At 42.9% G+C, this 26,051-nt stretch carries 21 protein-coding genes; 16 read left to right on the top strand and 5 right to left on the bottom strand.

Going from position 1 to position 26,051, the window contains the following annotated elements; all coding sequences use genetic code 11:
* The first annotated feature begins 113 nt into the window (after positions 1-113).
* The 6 genes from DW862_RS04925 (at position 114) to leuB (ending at position 7,000) form a co-directional block, all read left to right on the top strand.
* Positions 114-347, top strand: coding sequence for a hypothetical protein (locus DW862_RS04925; protein WP_004311794.1), 234 nt, complete (start codon positions 114-116; stop codon positions 345-347).
* A 402-nt stretch (positions 348-749) separates the two neighbouring features.
* Complete coding sequence (locus DW862_RS04920) at positions 750-2,246, top strand: 2-isopropylmalate synthase (RefSeq protein ID WP_004315472.1); 1,497 nt, start codon at positions 750-752, stop codon at positions 2,244-2,246.
* A gap of 69 nt (positions 2,247-2,315) precedes the next feature.
* Positions 2,316-3,710, top strand: a complete 1,395-nt coding sequence (gene leuC / locus DW862_RS04915; RefSeq protein ID WP_004311792.1) for a 3-isopropylmalate dehydratase large subunit — start codon at positions 2,316-2,318, stop codon at positions 3,708-3,710.
* Between the two features lie 42 nt (positions 3,711-3,752).
* Positions 3,753-4,349 (top strand): 3-isopropylmalate dehydratase small subunit, encoded by a 597-nt coding sequence (gene leuD / locus DW862_RS04910; RefSeq protein WP_120067379.1) that lies wholly within the window; start codon positions 3,753-3,755, stop codon positions 4,347-4,349.
* Entirely contained in the window at positions 4,331-5,878 is a 1,548-nt protein-coding gene (locus DW862_RS04905; protein WP_004315473.1) for an alpha-isopropylmalate synthase regulatory domain-containing protein, read from the top strand. Before leuD ends, DW862_RS04905 begins: the two co-directional genes overlap by 19 nt.
* Positions 5,879-5,938: 60 nt before the next feature.
* Positions 5,939-7,000, top strand: coding sequence for a 3-isopropylmalate dehydrogenase (leuB, locus tag DW862_RS04900; protein WP_004311790.1), 1,062 nt, complete (start codon positions 5,939-5,941; stop codon positions 6,998-7,000).
* Between the two features lie 228 nt (positions 7,001-7,228).
* Here leuB and DW862_RS04895 read toward each other — a convergent pair whose 3' ends face one another.
* Positions 7,229-7,918 carry a phosphatase PAP2 family protein gene (locus tag DW862_RS04895; RefSeq protein ID WP_009039272.1) on the bottom strand — a complete coding sequence of 230 codons (690 nt, stop codon included), beginning with the start codon at positions 7,916-7,918 and terminating at the stop codon, positions 7,229-7,231.
* A 95-nt stretch (positions 7,919-8,013) separates the two neighbouring features.
* Positions 8,014-9,849, bottom strand: a complete 1,836-nt coding sequence (locus DW862_RS04890; protein ID WP_008025860.1) for an LTA synthase family protein — start codon at positions 9,847-9,849, stop codon at positions 8,014-8,016.
* Between the two features lie 131 nt (positions 9,850-9,980).
* On the opposite strand from DW862_RS04890, the gene cysK reads away from it, so the two are divergent.
* Positions 9,981-10,931 carry a cysteine synthase A gene (cysK, locus tag DW862_RS04885; protein WP_120067378.1) on the top strand — a complete coding sequence of 317 codons (951 nt, stop codon included), beginning with the start codon at positions 9,981-9,983 and terminating at the stop codon, positions 10,929-10,931.
* Positions 10,932-10,958: 27 nt separating this feature from the next.
* Positions 10,959-11,777, top strand: coding sequence for a lipopolysaccharide assembly protein LapB (locus tag DW862_RS04880; protein WP_120067377.1), 819 nt, complete (start codon positions 10,959-10,961; stop codon positions 11,775-11,777).
* A 206-nt stretch (positions 11,778-11,983) separates the two neighbouring features.
* Here DW862_RS04880 and recQ read toward each other — a convergent pair whose 3' ends face one another.
* Positions 11,984-13,792 (bottom strand): DNA helicase RecQ, encoded by a 1,809-nt coding sequence (gene recQ, locus DW862_RS04875; protein ID WP_117810332.1) that lies wholly within the window; start codon positions 13,790-13,792, stop codon positions 11,984-11,986.
* Between the two features lie 269 nt (positions 13,793-14,061).
* Between recQ and DW862_RS04870 the strand changes: the two genes are divergently transcribed.
* From DW862_RS04870 to hisS, 8 genes are all read left to right on the top strand, one after another.
* Positions 14,062-14,526: an AraC family transcriptional regulator gene (locus DW862_RS04870; protein ID WP_004301101.1), complete on the top strand. Its 465-nt coding sequence runs from the start codon at positions 14,062-14,064 to the stop codon at positions 14,524-14,526.
* A gap of 95 nt (positions 14,527-14,621) precedes the next feature.
* Positions 14,622-16,670 (top strand): dihydrofolate reductase, encoded by a 2,049-nt coding sequence (locus DW862_RS04865; protein ID WP_165861879.1) that lies wholly within the window; start codon positions 14,622-14,624, stop codon positions 16,668-16,670.
* Between the two features lie 6 nt (positions 16,671-16,676).
* Complete coding sequence (locus tag DW862_RS04860; protein WP_004314019.1) at positions 16,677-17,342, top strand: DNA alkylation repair protein; 666 nt, start codon at positions 16,677-16,679, stop codon at positions 17,340-17,342.
* A 256-nt stretch (positions 17,343-17,598) separates the two neighbouring features.
* Positions 17,599-18,087, top strand: coding sequence for a Fur family transcriptional regulator (locus DW862_RS04855; RefSeq protein ID WP_008025868.1), 489 nt, complete (start codon positions 17,599-17,601; stop codon positions 18,085-18,087).
* Entirely contained in the window at positions 18,084-19,355 is a 1,272-nt protein-coding gene (locus DW862_RS04850; RefSeq protein ID WP_004301093.1) for an adenylosuccinate synthase, read from the top strand. The genes DW862_RS04855 and DW862_RS04850 overlap by 4 nt, the downstream gene beginning before the upstream one ends.
* Positions 19,356-19,464: 109 nt before the next feature.
* Positions 19,465-20,763 (top strand): alpha-L-fucosidase, encoded by a 1,299-nt coding sequence (locus DW862_RS04845; protein WP_087318954.1) that lies wholly within the window; start codon positions 19,465-19,467, stop codon positions 20,761-20,763.
* A 120-nt stretch (positions 20,764-20,883) separates the two neighbouring features.
* Positions 20,884-21,564, top strand: a complete 681-nt coding sequence (locus DW862_RS04840) for a zinc metallopeptidase (RefSeq protein ID WP_008025873.1) — start codon at positions 20,884-20,886, stop codon at positions 21,562-21,564.
* Between the two features lie 240 nt (positions 21,565-21,804).
* Positions 21,805-23,169, top strand: coding sequence for a histidine--tRNA ligase (gene hisS, locus DW862_RS04835; protein ID WP_118219970.1), 1,365 nt, complete (start codon positions 21,805-21,807; stop codon positions 23,167-23,169).
* A gap of 142 nt (positions 23,170-23,311) precedes the next feature.
* Here the strand turns inward: hisS and hydF are convergent, their stop codons facing one another.
* Both hydF and hydG read right to left on the bottom strand, forming a co-directional pair.
* Positions 23,312-24,502, bottom strand: coding sequence for a [FeFe] hydrogenase H-cluster maturation GTPase HydF (hydF, locus tag DW862_RS04830; protein ID WP_120067375.1), 1,191 nt, complete (start codon positions 24,500-24,502; stop codon positions 23,312-23,314).
* 76 nt (positions 24,503-24,578) lie between these two features.
* Positions 24,579-26,000, bottom strand: a complete 1,422-nt coding sequence (hydG, locus tag DW862_RS04825; RefSeq protein ID WP_165861878.1) for a [FeFe] hydrogenase H-cluster radical SAM maturase HydG — start codon at positions 25,998-26,000, stop codon at positions 24,579-24,581.
* Positions 26,001-26,051 lie beyond the last annotated feature (51 nt).

Raw genomic sequence — 26,051 nt, 5'->3', positions numbered from 1 at the left:
CTTGATTCAGCAACGAATCAAGGGGCTTTCTGTTGTTTGGTACTTTGCAAAAAAAGTGTTATATTTGCGACCGACAATTATTTTATTAAACGTTTAAAGCAAATTTGAAAGGTATGAAAACTAAATTATTTTTGGCTGCTGTAGCAGTAACATTTTCTTTTGCAATGATGTCTTGTGCTGGTAACAAAACTACTAACGCTGCTTCTGAAGGTGAAGAAACAACCGTAGAAACTGTAGAAGCTGTTGTTGAATCTGATTCTTGCTGCCAGGCTAAAGATTCTTGTGCTACTGCTTGCGACAAAAAAGCTGATTGCGCAGAAAAGAAAGAATGTTGCGATAAGAAGTAATCTATTGATTTAGAACAATAAAGAAGAAGAGGGAGAGAATGCTGAAAAACATTCTGCTCCCTCTTTTCTTTTAGTGAAATATAGACCTGTATTCGTGATACATTTTTGGTAAAAATCGGCTTTAACTTATGAAATGATATTTTTTTCGATAAAAAAGTAACGTATTATTTGGTGGTAAAGAAATAATCCATACCTTTGCACCGTCAAACTATAAAAGAGACAAGAAATGAACCAGATGTTTATACATATTCTACTATGCGGTATTATTATTCTACTATCAAAGGTTAGTGGAAGTGAGTGCTGCGCGTAAATGTGTATAAATGAAAATATACGAAAGCCTTTCTCACTTCCAAGTGTGAAAGGCTTTTTTTAATGCTAATAATTATATAATATACATTGAATATGGACAATAGGTTATTTATTTTTGATACCACTCTTAGAGATGGTGAACAGGTTCCGGGATGCCAGTTGAATACAGTAGAGAAGATTCAGGTAGCAAAGGCATTGGAAGCGTTGGGAGTAGACGTGATTGAAGCCGGATTCCCCATTTCGAGCCCGGGAGATTTTAATTCAGTGATTGAGATTTCAAAAGCGGTGACTTGGCCTACTATCTGTGCTTTGACACGTGCAGTTCAAAAAGATATTGATGTTGCTGTAGATGCACTGAAATTTGCTAAACATAAACGTATTCATACCGGTATCGGTACTTCTGATTCGCACATTAAATATAAATTCAATTCGAATCGTGAGGAGATTATCGAACGTGCGGTAGCTGCCGTGAAATACGCCCGCCGTTTTGTGGACGATGTAGAGTTTTATGCAGAAGACGCAGGCCGTACGGATAATGAATATCTGGCACGTGTGGTGGAAGCCGTTATCAAAGCGGGAGCTACCGTAGTGAATATTCCTGATACAACGGGTTATTGCTTGCCTTCAGAATATGGTGCTAAGATAAAATACCTGATCGACCATGTAGACGGCATCGATAATGCCATACTTTCTACTCACTGTCACAACGACTTGGGTATGGCTACTGCCAATACGATAGCCGGTGTTTTGAACGGCGCACGTCAGGTGGAAGTTACCATCAACGGTATCGGCGAACGTGCAGGAAATACTGCCCTCGAAGAAATCGCCATGATTATCAAGAGTCACCACGAAATAGATATTCAGACCAATATCAATACACAGAAGATTTATCCGACCAGCCGCATGGTATCCAGCCTGATGAATATGCCGGTACAGCCGAATAAAGCGATCGTTGGACGTAATGCTTTCGCACATTCTTCAGGTATCCATCAGGACGGTGTGTTGAAGAATGTACAGACGTATGAGATTATTGATCCGCATGATGTGGGTATTGATGATAACTCTATCGTATTGACAGCCCGTAGCGGACGTGCCGCGTTGAAAAATCGTCTTTCTATTTTGGGAGTTGACTTGGAGCAGGAAAAGCTGGATAAGGTATATGATGAGTTCTTGAAGTTGGCTGATAAGAAGAAAGATATTAATGATGACGATATTTTAGTATTGGCAGGTGCAGACCGTAGCCAGAATCATCGCATCAAACTGGATTATTTGCAGGTGACGAGTGGTGTCGGCGTTCGTTCGGTAGCTAGTTTGGGATTGAACATTGCCGGTGAGAAGTTTGAGGCTTGTGCCAGTGGTAACGGTCCGGTAGATGCAGCTATCAAGGCATTGAAGAAGATTGTAGAACGCCACATGACTTTGAAAGAGTTTACTATTCAGGCTATCAGCAAGGGAAGTGATGATGTAGGTAAAGTACACATGCAGGTAGAATACGATAACCAGATTTATTATGGTTTTGGAGCTAATACAGATATTATTGCCGCTTCCGTAGAAGCTTATATTGACTGTATTAACAAATTCAAATCATAAAAAAGAGACTGACAGTCGTATCGGCATTTAAAATAGTAAATAGTAATTAGTAAAATAGTAAATAAACAGATGAATACATTATTTGATAAGATATGGGATGCCCACGTGGTGACTACTGTGGAAGATGGTCCTACACAGCTTTATATTGATCGCTTATATTGTCATGAAGTGACTAGTCCGCAAGCTTTTGCCGGATTGCGTGAACGTGGAATCGGAGTGTTGCGTCCGGAAAAGGTATTTTGTATGCCCGACCATAATACACCGACACACGATCAGGATAAGGAGATTGAAGATCCGATTTCTAAAACGCAGGTCGACACATTGACTAAGAATGCGAAGGATTTTGGTTTGACACACTACGGTATGATGCATCCGAAGAATGGAATTATCCATGTGGTAGGTCCCGAACGTGGTTTGACTTTGCCGGGAATGACGATTGTCTGCGGTGACTCCCACACTTCTACTCATGGTGCGATGGGAGCAATCGCTTTCGGTATCGGAACAAGTGAAGTGGAAATGGTATTGGCTTCGCAATGTATTCTTCAGTCAAGACCGAAAACAATGCGTATCACGGTAGACGGTGAACTGGGCAAAGGGGTGACTGCAAAAGATGTAGCTCTGTATATGATGTCTAAGATGACTACCAGCGGTGCTACCGGTTACTTCGTAGAATATGCAGGTTCGGCCATCCGCAATCTGACAATGGAGGGACGTCTTACCCTCTGTAACCTTTCTATCGAAATGGGTGCACGTGGTGGTATGGTTGCTCCGGACGAAGTGACTTTTGAATATATCAAGGGACGTGAAAGTGCTCCGCAAGGCGAAGCATGGGACAAGGCTTTGGCATATTGGAAGACATTGAAGAGTGATGACGATGCCGTATTCGACAAGGAAGTTCGTTTCGAAGCTGCTGATATTGAGCCGATGATTACTTACGGAACGAATCCGGGTATGGGTATGGGCATCACACAGCACATTCCTACGATGGAAGGAATGAGCGAAGCTGCACAGGTTTCATTCAAGAAATCAATGGACTACATGGGATTTCAACCGGGAGAATCTTTGTTGGGCAAAAAGATTGATTATGTATTCCTCGGCGCTTGTACAAACGGTCGTATCGAAGATTTCCGTGCATTTGCTTCCATCGTGAAAGGTCGCAAGAAAGCGGAAAATGTAATTGCATGGCTGGTTCCGGGTTCATGGATGGTAGACGCACAGATCCGTAAGGAAGGAATCGACAAGATTTTGACGGAAGCCGGATTTGCTATTCGTCAGCCGGGATGTTCTGCTTGTCTGGCAATGAACGATGATAAGATTCCTGCCGGGAAATATTCGGTATCTACCAGCAACCGTAACTTCGAAGGACGTCAGGGACCTGGTGCACGCACCTTGTTAGCTAGTCCTCTGGTGGCTGCTGCTGCTGCGGTGACAGGTGTGATTACCGATCCGAGAGAACTGATGTAATTTCAATCGTAAATAGTAAATCGTTAAATCGTAAATAAAAAGATGGCTAAGACAAAATTTAATATAATCACAAGTACTTGTGTACCTCTTCCTTTGGAAAACGTAGATACCGACCAGATTATTCCGGCACGTTTCTTGAAAGCAACCACTCGTGAAGAGAAATTCTTCGGTGATAACCTTTTTCGTGACTGGCGTTACAATGCAGACGGTTCTTTGAATAAGGATTTTGTGTTGAACAATCCTACTTACAGCGGACAGATATTGGTGGCAGGTAAGAACTTCGGTTCGGGTTCCAGCCGTGAACACGCAGCCTGGGCAATTGCCGGCTATGGTTTCCGTGTGGTGGTATCCAGTTTTTTTGCCGATATTCATAAGAATAATGAGTTGAACAACTTTGTGCTTCCGGTGGTTGTAACCGAGGAGTTTCTGCAAGAATTGTTTGCTTCGATAGAAGCAGACCCGAAGATGGAAGTGGAAGTGAATCTTCCCGAACAGACCATCACCAACAAGGCGACAGGTAAAAGTGAACATTTTGAAATCAATGCTTACAAGAAACTTTGTTTGATGAACGGATTGGACGATATCGATTTCTTGTTAAGCAATAAAGATAAAATAGAAGAATGGGAAAAGAAGGCGTGAAAATAGAAATCATGGACACAACGCTCCGTGATGGTGAACAAACCAGCGGAGTATCTTTCGTGCCTCATGAGAAACTAATGATCGCCCGTTTGCTGTTAGAAGATTTGAAGGTAGACCGGGTGGAGGTTGCTTCGGCGCGTGTGTCGGACGGTGAGTTTGAAGCCGTGAAGATGATTTGTGACTGGGCGGCCCGTCGTAATCTGCTCCATAAAGTGGAAGTGCTCGGCTTTGTTGACGGGCATACTTCTGTCGATTGGATTCAGCGTACCGGTTGCCGCGTGATTAATCTTCTTTGCAAAGGTTCACTGAAGCATTGTACGCAACAACTGAAAAAGACACCGGAAGAACATCTGGCAGATATCATTAATGTGGTGCATTATGCCGACGAACAGGATATAACCGTCAATGTTTATCTGGAAGATTGGAGTAACGGTATCAAGGATTCTCCCGAATATGTATTCCAGTTGATGGATGGATTGCAAGAGACGAGTGTCAAGCGTTATATGTTGCCTGACACGCTGGGTATCTTGAATCCTTTGCAAGTGATAGAGTATATGCGGAAGATGAAGAAACGTTATCCGAATACTCATCTCGATTTCCATGCGCACAATGACTATGATTTGGCAGTGAGCAACGTTCTTGCAGCCGTATTAAGCGGTGTCAAAGGACTGCATACCACCATCAACGGACTGGGCGAACGGGCTGGAAATGCTCCTCTCGCAAGTGTGCAAGCCATCCTGAAAGATCATTTCAATGCGGCGACCAATATCGACGAGAGCCGTTTGAATGATGTCAGCCGGGTAGTGGAGTCTTATTCGGGTATTATGATACCTGCCAATAAACCGATTGTAGGTGAGAATGTCTTTACACAAGTGGCAGGTGTGCATGCCGACGGCGATAACAAAAATAATCTTTACTGTAATGATTTGCTTCCCGAACGTTTTGGCCGCAAACGTGAATATGCGTTGGGCAAGACAAGCGGCAAAGCCAATATCCGCAAAAATCTCGAAGACCTCGGACTGGAGTTGGATGAAGATGCTATGCGCAAGGTGACGGAGCGTATCATCGAACTGGGCGACAAGAAAGAATTGGTGACACAGGAAGATTTGCCGTACATCGTTTCTGATGTGTTGAAGCATGGAGCGATTGGTGAGAAGGTCAAACTGAAGAGCTATTTTGTGAATCTGGCTCATGGATTGAAACCGATGGCTACGTTGAAGATAGAAATCAACGGAAAAGAGTACGAAGAGAGTTCAGGCGGTGATGGCCAGTATGATGCTTTTGTTCGTGCATTGCGTAAGATATATAAGGTGACATTGGGACGCAAATTCCCGATGCTGACCAATTATGCGGTGACAATCCCTCCCGGTGGGCGCACGGATGCATTTGTGCAGACAGTAATCACATGGAGTTATGACGAGCAGGTGTTCCGTACCCGCGGACTTGATGCCGATCAGACGGAAGCTGCCATCAAAGCTACTATGAAGATGTTGAACCTCATCGAAGATGAATACGAGAAGAGCAAGTGAGAGATAACTTGCCCAAAGAATGTTTTTTATAAGAATATATAAATAGAAGAATAAACGATTATGGATTTTAAAATTGCTGTATTAGCAGGCGACGGCATCGGACCGGAGATCTCTGTGCAAGGTGTAGATGTGATGAGTGCCGTTTGCGAGAAGTTTGGCCACAAAGTAAGTTACGAATATGCAATCTGTGGAGCTGATGCGATTGATAAAGTAGGCGATCCGTTTCCGGAAGCAACCTATCAGGTTTGTAAAGATGCGGATGCTGTTTTATTCTCTGCCGTAGGCGATCCGAAATTTGATAACGACCCTACTGCTAAGGTACGTCCGGAACAAGGTTTGTTGGCGATGCGTAAGAAATTGGGACTTTTCGCTAATATCCGTCCGGTGCAGACATTCAAATGCCTGATTCACAAATCTCCGTTGCGTGCGGAACTGGTAGAGAACGCAGATTTTATCTGTATCCGTGAGTTGACCGGAGGTATGTATTTCGGTGAAAAGTATCAGGATAATGACAAAGCGTATGATACCAACTATTATACTCGCCCGGAAATCGAACGTATCTTGAAAGTGGCTTTTGAATATGCGATGAAGCGCAGAAAACATCTGACGGTGGTAGATAAGGCAAACGTGTTGGCTTCTTCCCGTCTATGGCGTCAGATTGCACAGGAAATGGCTCCGAACTATCCGGAAGTGACAACAGATTATATGTTTGTGGACAATGCTGCAATGAAAATGATTCAGGAACCTGCTTTCTTCGATGTGATGGTAACGGAAAACACCTTCGGTGATATTCTGACTGACGAAGGTTCTGTAATCAGTGGTTCTATGGGCTTGCTTCCTTCTGCTTCCACAGGCGAGAGTACTCCGGTGTTTGAACCGATTCACGGTTCATGGCCGCAGGCTAAAGGATTGAATATTGCTAATCCGTTGGCACAAATTCTTTCCGTAGCTATGTTGTTCGAGTATTTCGATTGCAAAGAAGAGGGTGCGCTGATTCGTAAAGCAGTAGACGCTTCTTTGGATGAGAATGTACGTACACCGGAAATTCAGGTGGCTGACGGTGCTAAATACGGAACGAAAGAAGTAGGACAGTGGATTGTTGATTATATCAAGAAAGCTTGATATTCTACACCACAGATTACACCGATTCACACAGATTGCTGATGGAGCTGTATAACAGCCCTTTATAAATAATTTCACCCACGTTATAGCTATCTATAACGTGGGTGATTTTTAATATTCAGATTTTGTTTGATAACTCCACTTACTCTTCATTCTTTTTATGGAATATCTTTTTTATCATTTGAAATCTGTGTGAATCTGTGTAATCTGTGTAATCTGTGGTGAACCTTACCAGCTTTTAATTATGGAATATATAATGATACCGAGCATTGTCAGCAATCCTACATAAATAGTGACTGGCCATTGTTTTATATCTTTTCTCTTCGTACGGGTGGAAGGTTCCAAATAAATGGCTATTTTGTGAGCGATAGTACAGAATAACCAACCGCCGAATCCTCCGATAATACCTCCTACGAGTAAATCACCGGGATAATGTACCCCCAAGTATATACGTGTATAGCAGTTAAGGATTGCCCAAGTTACGATGAAAATACTTAGCCAACGTTTACGGAACAGAAATACTACAAACATGGCAAGACCCAATGAATTGGCCGCATGGCACGATGGGAAACCATAACTTCCTCCACGATACCCGTTTACGATATATACCATATCCACAATAGGGTTGTCCGGATTGGCGGGACGCAGGCGTGCCACTACCGGGCGGATGATACTGCTGCACATTTGGTCGGCAAAGGTTATCGTGAGTGCGATAGCTGCCACATAACATACGACTACTTTCCAGTGGAAATTTCTTAATAATATGTATAATATGGTGGCATACATGGGAACCCAGATTATTTTACCCGTGAAGGAACTCATGAAATAATCCCAGAAAGGGGAGTGTATACCATTGAAAGATAAGAAGATATTTGTATCTATCTCCGAAAGGAATTGCACGATTTCGCTATGTATCATCCGGCTTTATTGATCTATTTTTAACGTCGCAAATATACAATAAAGAATAGTAAATGTCCTATATTACCTTATAAATATTCCATATTTCTTAATAATTAGCGTTTGGCAAGATCATCGTAGAGCTTCTGTAAGAACGCTTTTCCTTTTTCCAGATTAGCTCCTTTGGCGGTGCCTTCGTCCAGTTGTACGGTATTGGCGTCAAGATTATACACCAATTGGTTGTCGGCAGTAATCATTCCGAAATAATCCGGCCGGGTAAAGTATGCGAAATGAGGAGAGCCCGGATTCAGGATATTCTTGCTGAAAGTAAATTCATCGTGCGGTAATCCTAATTGAGCGAGCAAAGTGGCGGCAATGTCAATTTGCGAAGCATAGGTATCTACTACCAGAGGTTGTTTAATTGCACCTCCGATTAAAATCAGCGGAATGGTTTGTCCGTCCAGCGGATTTTCTATCGGGTATGGGTATGCACCCTGATGATCGGGAACGAGTACAAACAGTGTGTTTTTCCATAACGGTGTTTCCTGATACTGTTTCACGAAATCTCCCACACAACTGTCGGCATACGCAAAGGAGTTGAGGACTTTATCATCCAGCCTGTGGAACGGAACTTCGAATGGTTCGTGGCTGCTTGATGTCTGAACCAGTTTCAGGAATGGCTCTTCTTGTTTTTCTTCTTTCAGGTCTTTCATCAGGCGCTGGAACAAAACGTGATCTTGTGCTCCCCATTTTCCGGTACGTTCGGACAGAGGGAAATCTTTATCGGAAATAATCTTCTCGATACCGGAAGATACCAGGTAAGAGCGCATATTGGTGAAATCGGCATCTCCTCCATAGTAATATTCGAGGCTGTATCCTGCATTTTTCAAGCTACGGGGGATGGAAGGAAGTTTGTCCGTCTTTTCGGGATATTTCATGATGCTGGTGCTCGGCTGTCCGGGATATCCGCTGATGATAGATGCCAGTCCGCGGTCTGTGCGGAAACTGCTGCCGTAGAAGTTGCTGAATAATACGCCTTCTTTTGCGAATTTATCCATGTTGACAGCCACATTGGGTTGTCCTCCGAAAGTTTCCATCAAGTGTGTGGAGAAACTCTCAAGGATAATGAAAATAATGTTCGGGCGTTGTGTATTCAATAATTGGGGGATGCTGTCGGTTACTGCGACGGGTTTGTCTACCATCTCTGCAAATAATTCGTCGGCTATTTTCGGGTCCATGAAGCGATACTGCTTATCGAAATTATTCTGATGGGTGGCAGAATACATGAAGCTGAATGCCGGATTAATGGCTGCATGATTCATGCGTTGGTCCTGACTGAAATACACCTTGCTTAAATTCATGGTGGATACGCTGAATCCGCCCCGGATAGGGATGAAGAGTGCCGCTGTCAGCAAAAGCAGTGCAAGCGAGACATTCTGGCGTCGATAAGGTATTTTCAGAGGCTTTTTCTCCCGGATAAGGACACAATAGAAAATACAGTATAGAATTGCTGCATAGATCAATATAGCCAGAATTCCAAGTAGTACGAACCAAAAACTGACACTTGCCATGGCATCTTTGGGAGAAGAGAAAAAATAGAAAATAGGAGTGGCGTCCAGACGGAATCCCCAAAAGCCATACAATCCCAGGTCGATGATAAAAATGCAGGCCATGACAAAGGCTATTACTCCGAAATATCCTTGCCGGATGCGGCGGAGTATGGATGAATTTGTCCAGGCGGAAGCAATGAGCAGGATTCCGGGGATAGCGGTCAGGTAGCCCGCAAGAGATAAATCCAGTGGTAATCCGTGCCACATGACGCGGAAATAGTCACCCAAAGATACATTAGTATATAAGTCATGGTAGTAAACCATGAAGATTGGTTTCTGAAGAACGAATAAAAGAACAAATAAAAAATAGGTCGTGAGAAATTGTATAATTCTCTTTTTCATATATGTAAACTTAAAAAGATTGAACGGATACAAAGTTACTATACTTTTCCTTATCTTTCTCATGATGTGATGTAAAACATACCTTTTTTTCCATATCTTTGTCGTGTCTGTGACAAAAATGAAGTAATAAGATGGCAAAGATTGCAAAGAAACTAACAGATTTAGTGGGGAATACCCCTTTGATGGAACTTTCCGGTTATAGTGGAAAGTATGGTCTGGAACAAAATATTATTGCCAAACTGGAGGCTTTTAATCCGGCGGGAAGTGTAAAAGACAGAGTCGCTCTTTCGATGATTGAAGATGCGGAAGCTCGTGGAGCATTGAAACCCGGTGTAACGATTATTGAGCCGACAAGCGGAAATACAGGTGTAGGGTTGGCAATGGTGGCTACTATTAAAGGGTATCACCTGATATTGACCATGCCCGAAACGATGAGTCTGGAACGGCGGAATTTGTTGAAAGCGTTGGGTGCGCAGATTGTATTGACAGATGGGCTGGGAGGGATGGCAGCTTCCATTGCCAAAGCGCAGGAGTTGCGTGATAGTATTCCCGGTTCGGTGATTTTGCAACAATTTGAAAATCCCGCCAATGCTGCTGTTCATGAACGGACAACGGGTGAAGAAATTTGGAGGGATACAGACGGTGAAGTGGCCGTTTTTGTAGCCGGAGTTGGTACCGGGGGAACAGTCTGCGGGGTAGCCCGTGCTTTGAAGAAACATAATCCGAATATTTATATTGTTGCTGTGGAACCGGCATCGTCTCCTGTGTTGGCAGGCGGAGAGGCGGCTTCGCATCGTATTCAAGGTATTGGAGCGAATTTTATCCCGAAGCTTTATGATGCTTCGGTGGTGGATGAAGTAATAGGCGTGCCAGATGATGAAGCGATTCGTGCAGGACGTGAGTTAGCGGCAACAGAAGGTCTGTTGGCGGGTATTTCTTCGGGAGCAGCTGTGTATGCCGCCCGTCAACTGTCACAACGTCCAGAATTTAAGAACAAAAAAATAGTAGCGTTGTTACCTGATACGGGAGAGCGTTATTTGTCGACCGAACTGTTTGCTTTTGACGCATATCCATTGGATTAATTCATTCACTATAAAAAGACCTGAACCATGGTAAGAATAATTATAGCTTTGCTTTTTTGTTTTCCGGCTGTTACCTTTGCGCAAACCTATCAGCAATTGTCCGAGAGAGCCATTGAGTGTATCGAAAAAGACAGTCTTCCCCAGGCAGAGGAACTTTTGCTTCAGGCTTTGAAGTTGGAACCGAAAAACGCAAAGAATGCACTGCTCTTTTCTAACTTGGGGTTGGTTCAGCGCCGTTTGGGCGAGTTTGATAAGGCATTGGAATCTTATTCTTTTGCACTGAACTTTGCTCCTTTGGCAGTCCCTATTTTGCTCGACCGTGCCGCCATTTATATGGAAATGGGAAAAACAGACCGTGCTTATACGGATTATTGCCAGGTGTTGGACGAGGACAAGCAGAACAAAGAAGCTTTGTTGATGCGTGCTTATATTTATGTGCTCCGCCGCGATTATCCGGCTGCGAGAATAGATTATAATCGTTTATTGGAACTCGATCCGCAGAGCTATAGCGGACGGCTGGGACTGGCTACTTTGGAGCAGAAAGAAGGAAAATTCCGGGAAGCTCTTGAGATATTGAATAAGATGCTTGCGGCCACTCCTGAAGATGCGACGCTCTATATTGCCCGTGCCGATGTGGAACGTGAGATGAAACATGAGGATTTGGCATTGGTCGATTTGGAGGAAGCCATCCGGTTGGATGCTGCCTCGGCTGATGCTTATCTGTTGCGTGGAAATATCTACCTGACACAGAAGAAGAAAGGACTGGCAAAAGCTGACTTTGAAAAAGCTATTTCATTGGGAGTGCCTCCGGCTGATTTGCACGAGCAATTGCGGCAATGCAAGTGAAGTTATTAATAAGCCAACTATATCTTTCCGGTTTACATAAGTGAGCGCCTTTTGTTATAGGCATTAGTTCGTTCCACAGTTGTTTCCCTTTAGTTCTACCTATGTGGAACTAAAGGGAAACAACTGTGGAACGGAAAGATAACCTTAGTGGAACGAATAATCATTAGTCAGGTGACTCGTTAATATATACTATTCAAGAATTTCTTTTATTCTACGAACTGTCTAATCAGATTTACGAAATCCTTTCCATATTTCTTTTTCTTGTGTTCGCCGATACCACTGATTTCTCCAAACTCTTCGATGGTGGTGGGACGTGAGATGCAAAGCAGATGCAACACTTTGTCTGACAAGACGATATAGGCGGGCAAAGCTTCCTGATCGGCAAGTTGTTTTCTTAATCCTCGCAATGCTTCGAACAAATCTTGGCTTTCGCCGCCTGCCGCGCCGAAGGGGAGTTCTTTGGCGATAACCACTTTTTTCTTTTTTCCTTTTCGGGTAACTGCTTCCTCATGCTGGATAACTACCAATGCCGCTTGTGTCCTTCCGAAGAGTACATCACTTCCGCTTGACGTTATTTTGAGATGATTATTCTCATTATAAGCTATTTCAAAGTAGCCGAGTTGCAGCATTTGAAGCAGATAGTCTTGCCAGTCACGAGGAGGAATATCGCGTCCGGCACCGAACGTTTTAAGTTCCTGATACCCTTTTCCGGTTACTTCCGCAGAATAGTTTCCACGAAGAATATCAATCAACACTCCTGTGCTGATTTGCTGTTCCGTACGTGCGATGGCACTTAATGCTTTTTGCACGATGACTGTACCGTCAAATCGTTGAGGGGGATTTTTACAAACATCGCAGTTACCGCAATCCTCTGTTGTTGTTTCTCCGAAGTAGCTTAATAAGATTCTTCGTCGGCAAATATCGGCCTCTGCGTATTGCTGCATACGTTGGAGCTTTTCCAGATTGATATTTTGCTGATTACTTTCCGAAGCGAATTTAGTTAGTAATATTAAGTCGCCTAATGAATAAAACAGGACAGTATTGCTGGGAAGCCCGTCACGTCCGGCACGTCCTATTTCCTGATAAAAGCTTTCTATACTTTTAGGCAGGTTATAATGTATCACCCAGCGGACATTTGATTTATCAATCCCCATTCCAAAAGCAATGGTGGCACATACCACCTGTATGCGGTCGTTAATAAAATCATTCTGTGTTTCGTCCCGGTGTTGAGTGGATAACCCCGCGTGATAAACCCCGCAACGGATACCCTGCTTTTGTAACATCTGTGCGACGGTTTCCGTCTTACTTCGGCTCATGCAGTAAATAATCCCGCTTTCTCCCCCGTGGCGGTGGATGAATTCTAAGATAGCCTTGTTCTTTTCCTTCGCTTGAAATCCACGTTTCACAGTCAGGCTGATGTTGGGACGGTCGAACGAGGAAATGAAGGTACGCGGATGGTTAAGATGCAATTGCCGTACGATGTCTTCGCGCGTGATTTTATCCGCGGTGGCGGTTAGTGCGACAATCGGTATTTGCGGAAATTGTTGGTGGAGCACTCCCATTTGTGTGTATTCCGGACGGAAATCATGTCCCCATTGCGAAATACAATGAGCTTCATCAATAGCAAACAGAGAGATGTTCATATCCCGCAACAAATAGTCCTTTTCAGCTAAAAGTTTTTCCGGTGAAATGTAAAGCAGCTTCAGGCGGCCTTCAATGCATGCGCGGCGCAGATTAGCGTTTTCTGTTTCGTCATTACTGCTGTTCAGCGCTCCGGCAGCGATGCCGTTTGCCAGCAATGCTTCTACCTGATCTTTCATCAATGAGATGAGGGGAGAAACGACAACGGCAGTACCTTCGCAAAGCAGTGCGGGAAGTTGGTAACAGATCGATTTCCCCCCACCAGTGGGCATTAATACCAATGCATCCTGTTTGTTCAGGATGTGGCGGATGATTTCTTCTTGCAGAGGACGGAAACTATCGTACCCGAAATATGTCTTTAAAGTCTCTCTCATTGATGCTGATTTATCCATGCTGCAAAGGTACATTTTTCTTTGGCAATTTTCATCATGTGTAGATTTCAGTTTCTGATATGAATTATAAATAAGTTAAAGTTTCTTATTATTCAAGGCTATTCCTTCTTTTTCAAGGTTTTTGATTGTTTATTTAGAAAAAAAATGCACAAAATAATTGTGTGTTTAAAAAAAAAGTAAGACATTTGTAACATGTTATGTTGCAAATGAGCAATTATTAACAAATGAACAAACCCTAACCAGTTAATTCAATGAGTGATTTAGAGAACAAAAAAACGGAAGAAACTCCGAAAAAACGTCCCTACAATTTGAGGGAAAAGAAAGAAAAGAAGGCTGCATACAGGTCTTTGATTAGACCGGAATTGGCAGACGAGTTGTATGACAAGATCCTGAATATCATCGTTGTACAGAAGAAGTACAAGGATCCTGACTATTCAGCTAAGGACTTGGCGAAAGAATTGAAGACGAATACTCGTTACCTTTCTGCAGTAGTAAACTCACGCTTTGGCATGAACTATTCTTGCCTGTTGAATGAATACAGAGTAAAAGATGCTTTGCATTTATTGACTGACAAACGTTATGCCGACAAAAATGTGGAAGAAATTAGTGCCATGGTTGGCTTTGCAAATCGTCAATCTTTTTACGCTGCATTTTACAAAAACGTAGGTGAGACTCCTAATGGATATCGCAAAAAACATCTCGAAAATAAGAAATAATTGCGCGTTCCGAAATTAGTCAAAAGGAATTACCTCTAAATGAAAGATTTTGGAGATAATTCCTTTTCTCATTTTAATTAATCAATGCTAGCATTATGAAAAAACATCTGATTTTAATGACAGTGGCCGCTACGCTTTTAACATCGTGCGGAGGAAGTAAAACAACAACTGCTGAAGCAGACAAATTTGATTATACAGTGGAACAATTTGCTGATTTACAGATATTGCGTTATAAAGTTCCCGGATTTGAGGAACTGACGCTGAAACAGAAGGAACTGATTTATTACCTGACAGAGGCTGCTTTGGAGGGAAGGGATATTCTGTTTGACCAGAATGGAAAATATAATTTGAGAATCCGTCGGATGCTCGAAGCAGTATATACAAACTATCAGGGAGATAAAACAACACCTGATTTTAAAAATATGGAGGTGTATCTGAAAAGGGTATGGTTCTCCAATGGTATTCATCATCACTATGGTACGGAGAAATTCGTGCCCAACTTCTCGCAGGAGTTCTTGAAACAGGCTGTACTCGGTATAGATGCCCAGTTGCTGCCGTTGGCGGAAGAACAGACTGCCGAACAACTTTGTGCCGAACTGTTTCCGGTGATTTTCGATCCGACTGTTATGCCGAAACGGGTAAACCAGGCAGATGGCGAAGATCTTGTGTTGACTTCTGCTTGTAACTATTATGACGGAGTGACGCAGAAAGAGGCAGAGAGTTTTTATAGCGCCCTGAAGGACCCGAAAGACGAAACACCGGTTTCTTACGGGCTGAACAGTCGGCTGGTCAAAGAAAACGGAAAGTTGGAGGAGAAAGTTTGGAAAGTAGGTGGACTCTATACACAGGCAATAGAGAAGATTGTTTATTGGCTGAAGAAAGCGGAAGGTGTAGCAGAGAATGAGGCACAAAAGGCCGTCATCACCAAACTGATTCAATTCTATGAAACAGGCAATCTGAAAGATTTCGATGAATATGCCATTCTTTGGGTGAAAGACCTTGATTCACGAATCGACTTTGTGAATGGATTTACTGAAAGTTACGGTGACCCGTTGGGTATGAAAGCGAGCTGGGAGTCTTTGGTGAATTTCAAAGATTTGGAATCAACGCACCGCACAGAGATAATCAGTAGCAATGCGCAGTGGTTTGAAGATCATTCTCCGGTAGATAAATCTTTCAAGAAAGAAAAGGTAAAAGGGGTATCGGCTAAAGTGATTACTGCCGCTATCCTTGCAGGTGATCTTTACCCGGCAACGGCTATCGGTATCAATCTGCCGAATGCAAACTGGATTCGTGCTCACCACGGCTCTAAATCGGTGACAATCGGAAATATAACAGATGCTTATAATAAAGCCGCTCACGGAAACGGATTCAACGAAGAATTTGTTTATAGCGATGCGGAAATACAACTGATCGATGCTTATTCTGATTTAACGGATGAGCTGCATACGGACTTGCACGAATGTTTGGGACACGGTTCCGGTAAGTTACTTCCGGGTGTAGATCCTGATGCTTTGAAAGCATACGGCTCTACCATCGAAGAGGCGCGTGCCGATTTGTTCGGATTGTATTATGTGGCTGACCCCAAGCTGGTGGAACTGGGACTTCTCTCTTCTCCCGATGCTTATAAAGCTCAATATTATACTTATCTGATGAACGGTCTGATGACGCAATTGGTACGTATCGAACCGGGAAATACTGTGGAAGAAGCTCACATGCGCAACCGCCAGTTGATAGCCCGCTGGGTATTTGAGAAGGGGGCTGCCGATAAAGTGGTGGAATTGGTGAAGAAAGACGGAAAGACTTATGTGGTTATCAATGACTATCAGAAAGTGCGCGAGCTTTTCGGCGAATTGTTGGCTGAAATCCAGCGGATCAAATCGACAGGTGACTTTGAAGGTGCCCGTTCATTGGTAGAAAACTATGCCGTAAAAGTAGATCCGGCTTTACATGCAGAAGTTCTGGAACGTTATAAGAAGTTGAATCTGGCTCCTTATAAAGGTTTTGTGAATCCGAAATACGAACTGGTGACAGATGAAAACGGAAACGTTACGGATGTCACGGTTTCTTATGATGAAGGTTATGTAGAACAAATGTTGCGTTACAGCACTGATTATTCTCCGCTGCCTTCCATAAACAACTGATCTGAAATGGATATTAAAGAACAATTGAAAGATATCAAGACACAGCTCCGTCTCTCTATGAACGGGGCTGTGTCCCAAAGTATGCGTGAGAAAGGGCTGGTTTATAAACTCAATTTCGGAGTGGAACTGCCTCGTATCAAGATGATTGCCGAAGGTTACGAAAAGAATCATGACCTGGCGCAGGCTTTATGGAAAGAGGAAATTCGCGAGTGTAAGATTCTGGCGGGAATGCTTCAGCCGATCGAAACGTTTTATCCCGAGATAGCCGATATTTGGGTGGAAAACATCCGGAATATCGAAATAGCAGAACTGACTTGTATGAATCTCTTCCAGCATTTACCGTATGCTCCGGCCAAATCTTTTCACTGGATTGCCGACGAACAGGAGTACGTGCAGACTTGTGGTTTCCTGACTGCCGCCCGTCTTCTGATGAAGAAAGGGGATATGACCGAACGTGCCTCCGGCGAATTGCTCGACCAGGCGATTTGTGCGGTACATTCCGACAGCTATCATATTCGTAACGCAGCTTTGCTGGTTATCCGCAAATATATGCAGCATAGCGAGGAACATGCTTTTCAAGTATGCCGCTTGGTGGAAGGTATGGCTGATTCTACCTTGGAAGGAGAGCAAATGCTCTACAATATGGTGAAAGAGGAGCTTGCTGTAGACTAATCTTATTTTCATGGAGTAAGTCCTTTTATTAAATAACGGTTTAATTTTTTAGACGCGGATAACACGGATGACGCGTCTAAAAAATAAACCGTCTTGTTATTCGTTTATTATATAAGCCAATCTACAAAACGAATGATAGCCTCCATTTAATTTATAAAAAAACTGTCTAACTCTGTGATGAACTAAAAAAACTTCTCTTTATCATTTGCTTTCCGCAAAAAAGGCTTAACTTTGTTCGCGCTAATTTTGGCTGATGATGGAAACTCAAAACGTGAAAGATACAGTAAGGCAGATATTCACGGAATATCTCACGGCGAACGGGCATCGAAAGACTCCTGAACGCTACGCCATACTCGATACTATTTATTCTATCGACGGTCATTTCGATATTGACATGCTTTATTCACGGATGATGGACCAGGAGAATTTCCGGGTGAGCCGGGCGACTCTCTACAACACCATTATTCTTCTTATCAATGCACGGCTGGTCATTAAGCATCAGTTCGGTACTTCCTCCCAATACGAAAAATCATATAATCGCGAGACACATCATCATCAGATATGTACTCAATGTGGTAAAGTGACCGAGTTTCAGAACGAGGAACTGCAGCAAGCCATTGAAAATACGAAATTGAGCCGCTTCCAGCTTTCGCATTACTCCTTATATATATATGGAGTATGTAGTAAGTGCGACAGAGCTAACAAACGGAAAAAAGTAAATAACAACAATAAAAAAGAAAAATGAAAGTAGATGTTCTATTAGGATTACAATGGGGCGACGAAGGTAAAGGAAAAGTAGTCGACGTTTTAACACCTAAGTATGATGTGGTTGCTCGTTTTCAGGGCGGCCCGAATGCCGGTCACACGCTTGAGTTTGAAGGACAGAAATATGTGCTTCGCTCTATTCCTTCCGGTATTTTTCAAGGAAACAAGGTAAACATCATCGGTAACGGTGTGGTACTTGATCCGGCATTGTTTAAAGCAGAGGCAGAAGCACTTGAAGCATCGGGTCATCCGCTGAAAGAACGTTTGCACATTTCAAAGAAAGCTCATCTTATTCTTCCGACACACCGTATTCTGGATGCTGCATACGAAGCAGCCAAAGGTGATGCTAAAGTAGGAACTACCGGTAAGGGTATCGGCCCTACTTACACGGATAAAGTGAGCCGTAACGGTGTTCGTGTAGGTGATATTCTTCATAATTTCGATCAGAAGTATGCTGCCGCAAAAGCTCGTCACGAACAAATTCTGAAGAGCTTGAATTATGAATACGATCTTACTGAACTGGAAAAAGCATGGTTGGAAGGTATCGAATACCTGAAACAATTCCATTTCGTAGATAGCGAACATGAAGTGAATAACCTGTTGAAGGATGGTAAGAGCGTGCTTTGTGAAGGAGCGCAGGGTACTATGCTTGATATTGATTTCGGTTCATATCCGTTTGTGACTTCTTCCAATACCGTATGTGCGGGAGCCTGCACCGGACTTGGAGTGGCACCTAACCGTATCGGTGAAGTATATGGTATCTTCAAGGCATACTGTACTCGTGTAGGAGCAGGTCCGTTCCCATCAGAACTGTTTGACGAAACAGGCGACAAGATGTGTACGTTGGGACATGAATTCGGTTCTGTAACCGGTCGTAAACGTCGTTGCGGATGGATCGACCTGGTAGCGTTGAAGTATTCCGTTATGATAAACGGAGTTACCAAATTGATTATGATGAAGAGCGATGTACTCGATACTTTCGAAACAATCAAAGCGTGTGTTGCTTACAAAGTGAACGGTGAAGAGATCGACTACTTCCCGTATGACATCACAGAAGGCGTAGAACCTGTATATGCAGAGCTTCCGGGCTGGCAGACAGATATGACCAAGATGCAGAGCGAAGATGAATTCCCGGAAGAATTCAACGCTTATCTGACTTTCCTGGAAGAACAACTTGGCGTAGAAATCAAGATTGTTTCTGTAGGACCGGACAGAGCACAGACGATCGAACGTTATACAGAAGAATAACCATTGATTTATTATATGGAGGAAAGGCGGAGATTGAAGAAAAACTCCGCCTTTTTTATTCAAGTCTTTGTAGTCTATTCTAAACACACAGAAAAATAATGTACGCCTTATGAAAACACGTTTTATTACTTTCCTTTTGTTGTTCGTCATGAACTTGGGAGCATTTGCACAGTCTCCTTATCAGCCTGCCGAAGAGAATCTGAAAGCACGGCAGGAATTTCAGGACAATAAGTTTGGTATTTTTCTTCATTGGGGGCTATATGCCATGCTCGCTACCGGTGAGTGGACTATGACAAACAATAATCTGAATTATAAAGAGTATGCCAAACTGGCAGGTGGATTTTATCCTTCCAAGTTTAATGCCGATAAATGGGTGGAGGCTATTAAAGCTTCGGGAGCCAAATATATCTGTTTTACTAGCCGTCATCACGAAGGTTTTTCTATGTTCGATACTAAGTATTCGGATTATAACGTAGTCAAAGCCACCCCTTTTAAAAGAGATATTGTGAAAGAACTGGCAGCTGCCTGTGCCAAGCAGGGAATCAAGCTTCATTTTTATTATTCTCATCTTGACTGGGCGCGTGAGGACTATCCCTGGGGACGTACAGGACAGGGGACGGGACGTTCGAACTCGAAAGGGGATTGGAAAAGCTATTATCAATTCATGAATAACCAGTTGACGGAGTTACTGACGAATTATGGTCCGATAGGTGCCATCTGGTTTGACGGATGGTGGGATCAACCTAAATCTTTTAACTGGGAATTACCAGAGCAGTATGCTTTGATTCATAAACTCCAACCGGACTGCCTGGTGGGTAACAATCATCATCAGACGCCTTTTGATGGAGAAGATATTCAGATTTTCGAACGCGATCTGCCGGGTGAGAATGCTTCGGGACTTTCTGGACAGGAGGTGAGTCGCCTGCCGTTGGAAACTTGCGAAACAATGAATGGTATGTGGGGATATAAGATTACCGACCAGAATTATAAATCTACAAAGACATTGATTCACTATCTGGTGAAGGCAGCCGGTAAGAATGCCAATCTTTTGATGAATATCGGCCCTCAACCTGATGGGGAACTTCCTGCGGTAGCTGTGCAACGCTTGGCAGAGATGGGAGAGTGGATGAAACAATATGGCGAAACGATCTATGGAACACGAAGCGGCATAGTTGCTCCGCATGATTGGGGAGTGACCACACAAAAAGGAAATAAACTCTATGTACATATCCTCGACCTGAAAGATGCAGCTTTGTTCCTGCCATTGACAGGCAAGAAGGTTAAGAAAGCAGTCTTGTTTAAAGATCAGTCTCCGGTTCGTTTCATAAAGACGAAAGCCGGTGTTTTGCTCGAATTCGCCGAGGTTCCGAAAGATATTGACTATGTGGTAGAACTGACAATTGACTAATTTTTAGCTAATTCTTCATAAAAGCAAGGGGAAACTATTCTGACATTGAACGTTTCCCCTTATTTTTGGCAAACAATTTGTTTATAAAGATATAGAGTAATAATTAAAATTGAAAAGTATATGATGTCTTATTGGGTATTATTTATAGGAATCGCTGTTGTAAGTTGGTTGGTACAGATGAATTTGCAAAACAAATTCAAGAAGTACTCTAAGATTCCTACAGGAAACGGAATGACAGGACGCGACGTTGCTTTAAAAATGTTGCATGACAATGGAATTTATGACGTACAGGTTACGCATACGCCGGGACGGTTGACCGACCACTACAATCCTACTAACAAAACGGTGAATTTGAGTGAAGGGGTGTATGAAAGTAACAGTATAATGGCAGCTGCCGTAGCAGCTCATGAATGTGGACACGCTGTACAACATGCACGCATGTATGCTCCGCTGAAAATGCGTAGTGCGCTGGTTCCGGTGGTAAACTTTGCCTCTTCCATTATGACGTGGGTATTGTTGGGTGGTATCTTGCTGATAGAGAGTTTCCCGCAGTTATTGCTGGCAGGTATTATCCTGTTTGCTATGACTACACTGTTCAGCTTTATCACGCTGCCGGTGGAAATCAATGCAAGTAAACGTGCGTTGGTATGGTTGAGTTCATCCGGCATTACTAATTCGTACAATCATGCACAGGCTGAGGATGCTCTTCGTTCTGCTGCTTATACGTATGTAGTTGCTGCATTAGGCTCACTGGCTACATTGGTATACTACATCATGATCTTCATGGGTAGAAGAGACTAAGAAATGAAAAAGGGAGAAAAGTACGTTTATTAACTTCTCTCCATAGAATATAAAAAGATCCTCCGCAGTCTTTTCGAAGACTATGGAGGATTTTTTGTATTGTTTAGGGTCTTACTTGAGTGTTTCTTTACGATATTGATAGGGGATGGACACAATACGGGTGATTTTTTCAAATATATGTAAGTATTGCTCGGAAATTTGCAGTAAATTTGCGCAATTAAAATTATAAACAGTAATATTATGGCAGCAAAACCAAGTATTCCTAAAGGAACTCGTGACTTTTCGCCGGTAGAAATGGCGAAGCGTAATTATATATTCAATACGATTCGTGACGTATATCATTTGTATGGTTTCCAGCAGATAGAGACTCCTTCGATGGAGATGCTTTCTACATTGATGGGAAAGTACGGCGATGAGGGAGATAAACTACTCTTTAAGATTCAGAATTCAGGAGATTACTTCTCCGGGATTACTGACGAAGAATTGTTAAGCCGTAATGCTGCCAAACTGGCAAGCAAATTCTGTGAGAAAGGTTTGCGTTACGACTTGACAGTGCCTTTTGCCCGTTATGTAGTGATGCATCGTGATGAGATCACTTTTCCGTTCAAACGCTATCAGATTCAACCGGTATGGCGTGCCGACCGCCCGCAGAAAGGACGTTATCGCGAATTTTATCAATGTGATGCCGATGTTGTAGGAAGCGATTCGTTATTGAACGAAGTGGAATTGATGCAGATTGTCGATACCGTTTTTAGTCGTTTCAATATTCGTGTATGTATTAAGATTAACAACCGTAAGATTCTTTCCGGTATTGCTGAAATTATAGGCGAATCGGATAAGATTGTAGATATTACCGTAGCAATTGACAAACTGGATAAAATTGGTCTGGATAATGTAAATGCCGAACTGAAAGAGAAGGGAATCAGTGATGAGGCTATTGCCAAGTTGCAGCCGATCATTCTTCTTAGTGGTACGAATGCGGAGAAATTGGCAACACTGAAGAATGTGTTATCAGCCAGTGAAGTAGGGCTGAAGGGAGTGGAAGAGAGTGAATTTATTCTGAATACATTGGAAACAATGGGCTTGAAGAATGAAATAGAGCTTGATCTTACATTGGCTCGCGGACTGAACTATTATACAGGAGCTATCTTTGAAGTGAAAGCACTGGATGTACAGATTGGCAGTATCACTGGTGGTGGTCGTTATGATAATCTGACCGGAGTATTCGGTATGGCAGGAGTGTCCGGAGTGGGTATCTCTTTTGGTGCAGACCGTATCTTCGATGTCCTGAACCAGCTCGAACTTTACCCGAAAGAAGCTGTAAACGGAACAGAACTTCTGTTTATCAACTTCGGTGAAAAGGAAGCTGCATACTCAATGGGAATTTTGGCTAAGGTACGTGCTGCCGGTATTCGTGCCGAGATTTTCCCGGATGTTGCCAAGATGAAGAAACAGATGAGTTATGCCAATGCGAAGAATATTCCGTTTGTAGCTATTGTCGGTGAGAACGAAATGAACGAAGGCAAAGTGATGTTGAAGAATATGGAGACAGGAGAACAGAACCTTGTTTCAGCAGACGAACTGATTGCTATTGTGAAGAAATAAGCAGATATATTAGAACTAAGTATGTCATCATAATTAGTTAATATAAAAAGGTCGTCTTAACATAAAAATGAAGTGAACCCCAAAAGTTAGATAAAGAACTTTTGGGGTTCGCTTCAAAATAAAAAAGAGAAGATTTCTTTTTTTAATATTTTATTTGATCTAGTATTCCATTGAGGAAAGCAATTGCTACTCCATAGTTCGTCATAGGAATGTGCTGCTCCCGCGCACGTTCGATGCGACTAAGTACGTATTTACGGTTAAACATACATGCTCCGCAATGGATAACTAAAGAGTAAGGAGTCAGATCTTGTGGAAAGTCGGTTCCTGCTACCATATCAATTTGCAGATTCTCTCCAATCCGTTTCCGTAACAAACGAGGAAGTTTCACTCTTCCTATATCTTCTGAAAGGGGAGCGTGCGTACAAGCTTCCGCTATCAGTACACGTGAGGATTCCGTCAGTCTTTCGATGACAGCTGCACTTTCTACATAATAGTGAATATCACCCTTATAACCTGCGAAAAGCACCGAGAAAGAAGTCAGTTCACTTTCCTTTGGTTTCTGTTCATAAATCGCTTTGAAAACTTGTGAATCGGTGATGATTAACTTCGGAGGACGGGCAAGGGCTTGTAGGGTTGCAGAAAACTTATCAGTGGTGCAAGTCATTACGAGGCATTTTTTATCCAGCAATTCACGGATAGTCTGCACTTGCGGTAAGATCAGTCTGCCTTTGGGAGCTTGGATATCCTGCGGCATTACTAAAAGTACAAGGTCATTCTCTGCAACAAGTTTCCCGGTAATATTTTGTTGGCCGAAGTCCGAAGGTAATTTTTCGAGGATGGCTTGCCGGATGAGTTCGATTCCTATCTTTTCTTTGGCACTGATAAGCAATGGACGTATTTTGCATTGTTCCTCAATATATGTAGCTGAACGATCGCTATTCTCTCGTATATCTATTTTATTCAATACCGGAATGACAGGGATATTCTTCTCTTTCAATAGCGTCAGTATCTCTTTTTCATGAGAAAAGGTAGTGTCTTCACATAATAACAATGCAATATCCGTTTTCTCAATAGCCTTTAAAGTCCGGCTGATACGTAGTTCTCCAAGCTCTCCTTCGTCATCGAACCCCGGAGTATCTATAAAAAGACAAGGACCAATACCTTGAATCTCCATTGCTTTGGACACAAGGTCGGTAGTCGTTCCAGGAGTATTTGAAACGAGCGCGGTGTCCTGTCCTGTCAACGCATTGATAAGAGAAGACTTACCACTATTCCGTCTGCCAAAAAGGGTGATATGAAGTCTGTTTGCATTTGGAGTATCTGTTAGGCTCATAATTGATAATTTTTCAACTTGTTAATTCGTGCGTAGCTAATTGGCAGATTGATATGTTAGCACATCAATGTATTATTTAAAATCTAAAGTCTCTTTGTCCTGCAGCTATTGCTTTGAGATTCCGGATCGCTATTTCCCTGATTTTGGGATTGGGGATTCGTTCAGTTTCTTTTAGAATCAGTTCCAATCCTTTCTGTCGCGTATCTTCTGAAGCATAATCTTCCAGGTACTCTTTTAGAGTCATCAGGGCATTCGGTCCGCAACAGTTTGCTATCTGACCGGATTTCACTAATGACATGAAACGGTCTCCCGTCCTTCCTTCCCGGTAACAGGCTGTACAGAAGCTGGGGATATATCCGAGTTCGAGCAACCAGTTGACCACCTCGTCCAATGTCCGGGTGTCGCTCACATCAAATTGGGCAGAATTATGATCGGGTAATTCCGTTTCAGCATATCCGCCTACACTGGTACGCGAACCGCCACTGATTTGTGAAATACCCAATTCGAGCACTTTCTTGCGTGATTCTTGCGATTCACGTGTAGAAATAATCATTCCCGTATAAGGAACGGCAATTCGGATAACAGCTACAATCTTGCTGAATATCTCATCCGAAATAGCGTTCGGGAAATCTTCCGCATCGATGTCATCTGCCGAACAGATGCGCGGCACACTGATTGTATGCGGCCCTACACCGAATTTGGCTTCCAAATGTTCGGCATGCATTAATAATCCGATAAAATCATACCGATAAGTATTCAAACCGAAAAGGACGCCAATGCCTACATCATCGATTCCTCCTTCCATCGCGCGGTCCATCGCTTCGGTGTGATAAGCGTAATTGCTTTTAGGTCCGGTGGGATGGAGAGCTTCGTAGTTATCTTTGTGATAAGTCTCTTGGAATAAGATATACGTGCCGATACCCGCTTCTTTCAATCGGCGATAATTTTCTATCGTAGTGGCTGCGATATTTACGTTTACCCGGCGGATAGCTCCATTTTTATGCTTGATACTATAAATCGTCTGAATAGATTCCAGAATATATTCTATCGGGTTCAGTGACGGATGCTCACCGGCTTCAAGAGCCAGTCGCTTATGTCCCATATCCTGCAAAGCAATTACCTCCCGGCGGATTTCTTCCTGTGTCAGTTTCTTGCGTGCAATAGTCTTGTTTTTGGCATGATACGGACAATATACGCAACCGTTTACGCAATGATTAGATAAATAAAGCGGTGCGAACATGACGATACGGTTGCCGTAAAACTTCTGTTTGATTTCTTTAGCGAGATGAAAGATACGTTCTATCAGGTCAGGTTGGTTACACTCCAGCAGAATGGCCGCTTCCCGGTGTGTCAGTCCCTTGCACAACGCTGCCTTTTCAATTAGTTGTTCAATCAGGACACGATTATCCTTATTGTTCTGTGCATATTCCAGCGTATCCAAAATTTCTTCGTGATGGATAAACTCTTCTGCTTTGGATGAATCTTTTTGGTATATCATAATATTCTTTGTTTTTTCACCACAGATTACACGGATTCACACAGATTAAAA

Source organism: Bacteroides sp. AM37-9, from assembly GCF_003603455.1.
GTDB lineage: Bacteria > Bacteroidota > Bacteroidia > Bacteroidales > Bacteroidaceae > Bacteroides > Bacteroides xylanisolvens.
Note: the sequence above shows the minus strand (reverse complement) of the source record. Positions and strands in the feature narration are given on the sequence as shown.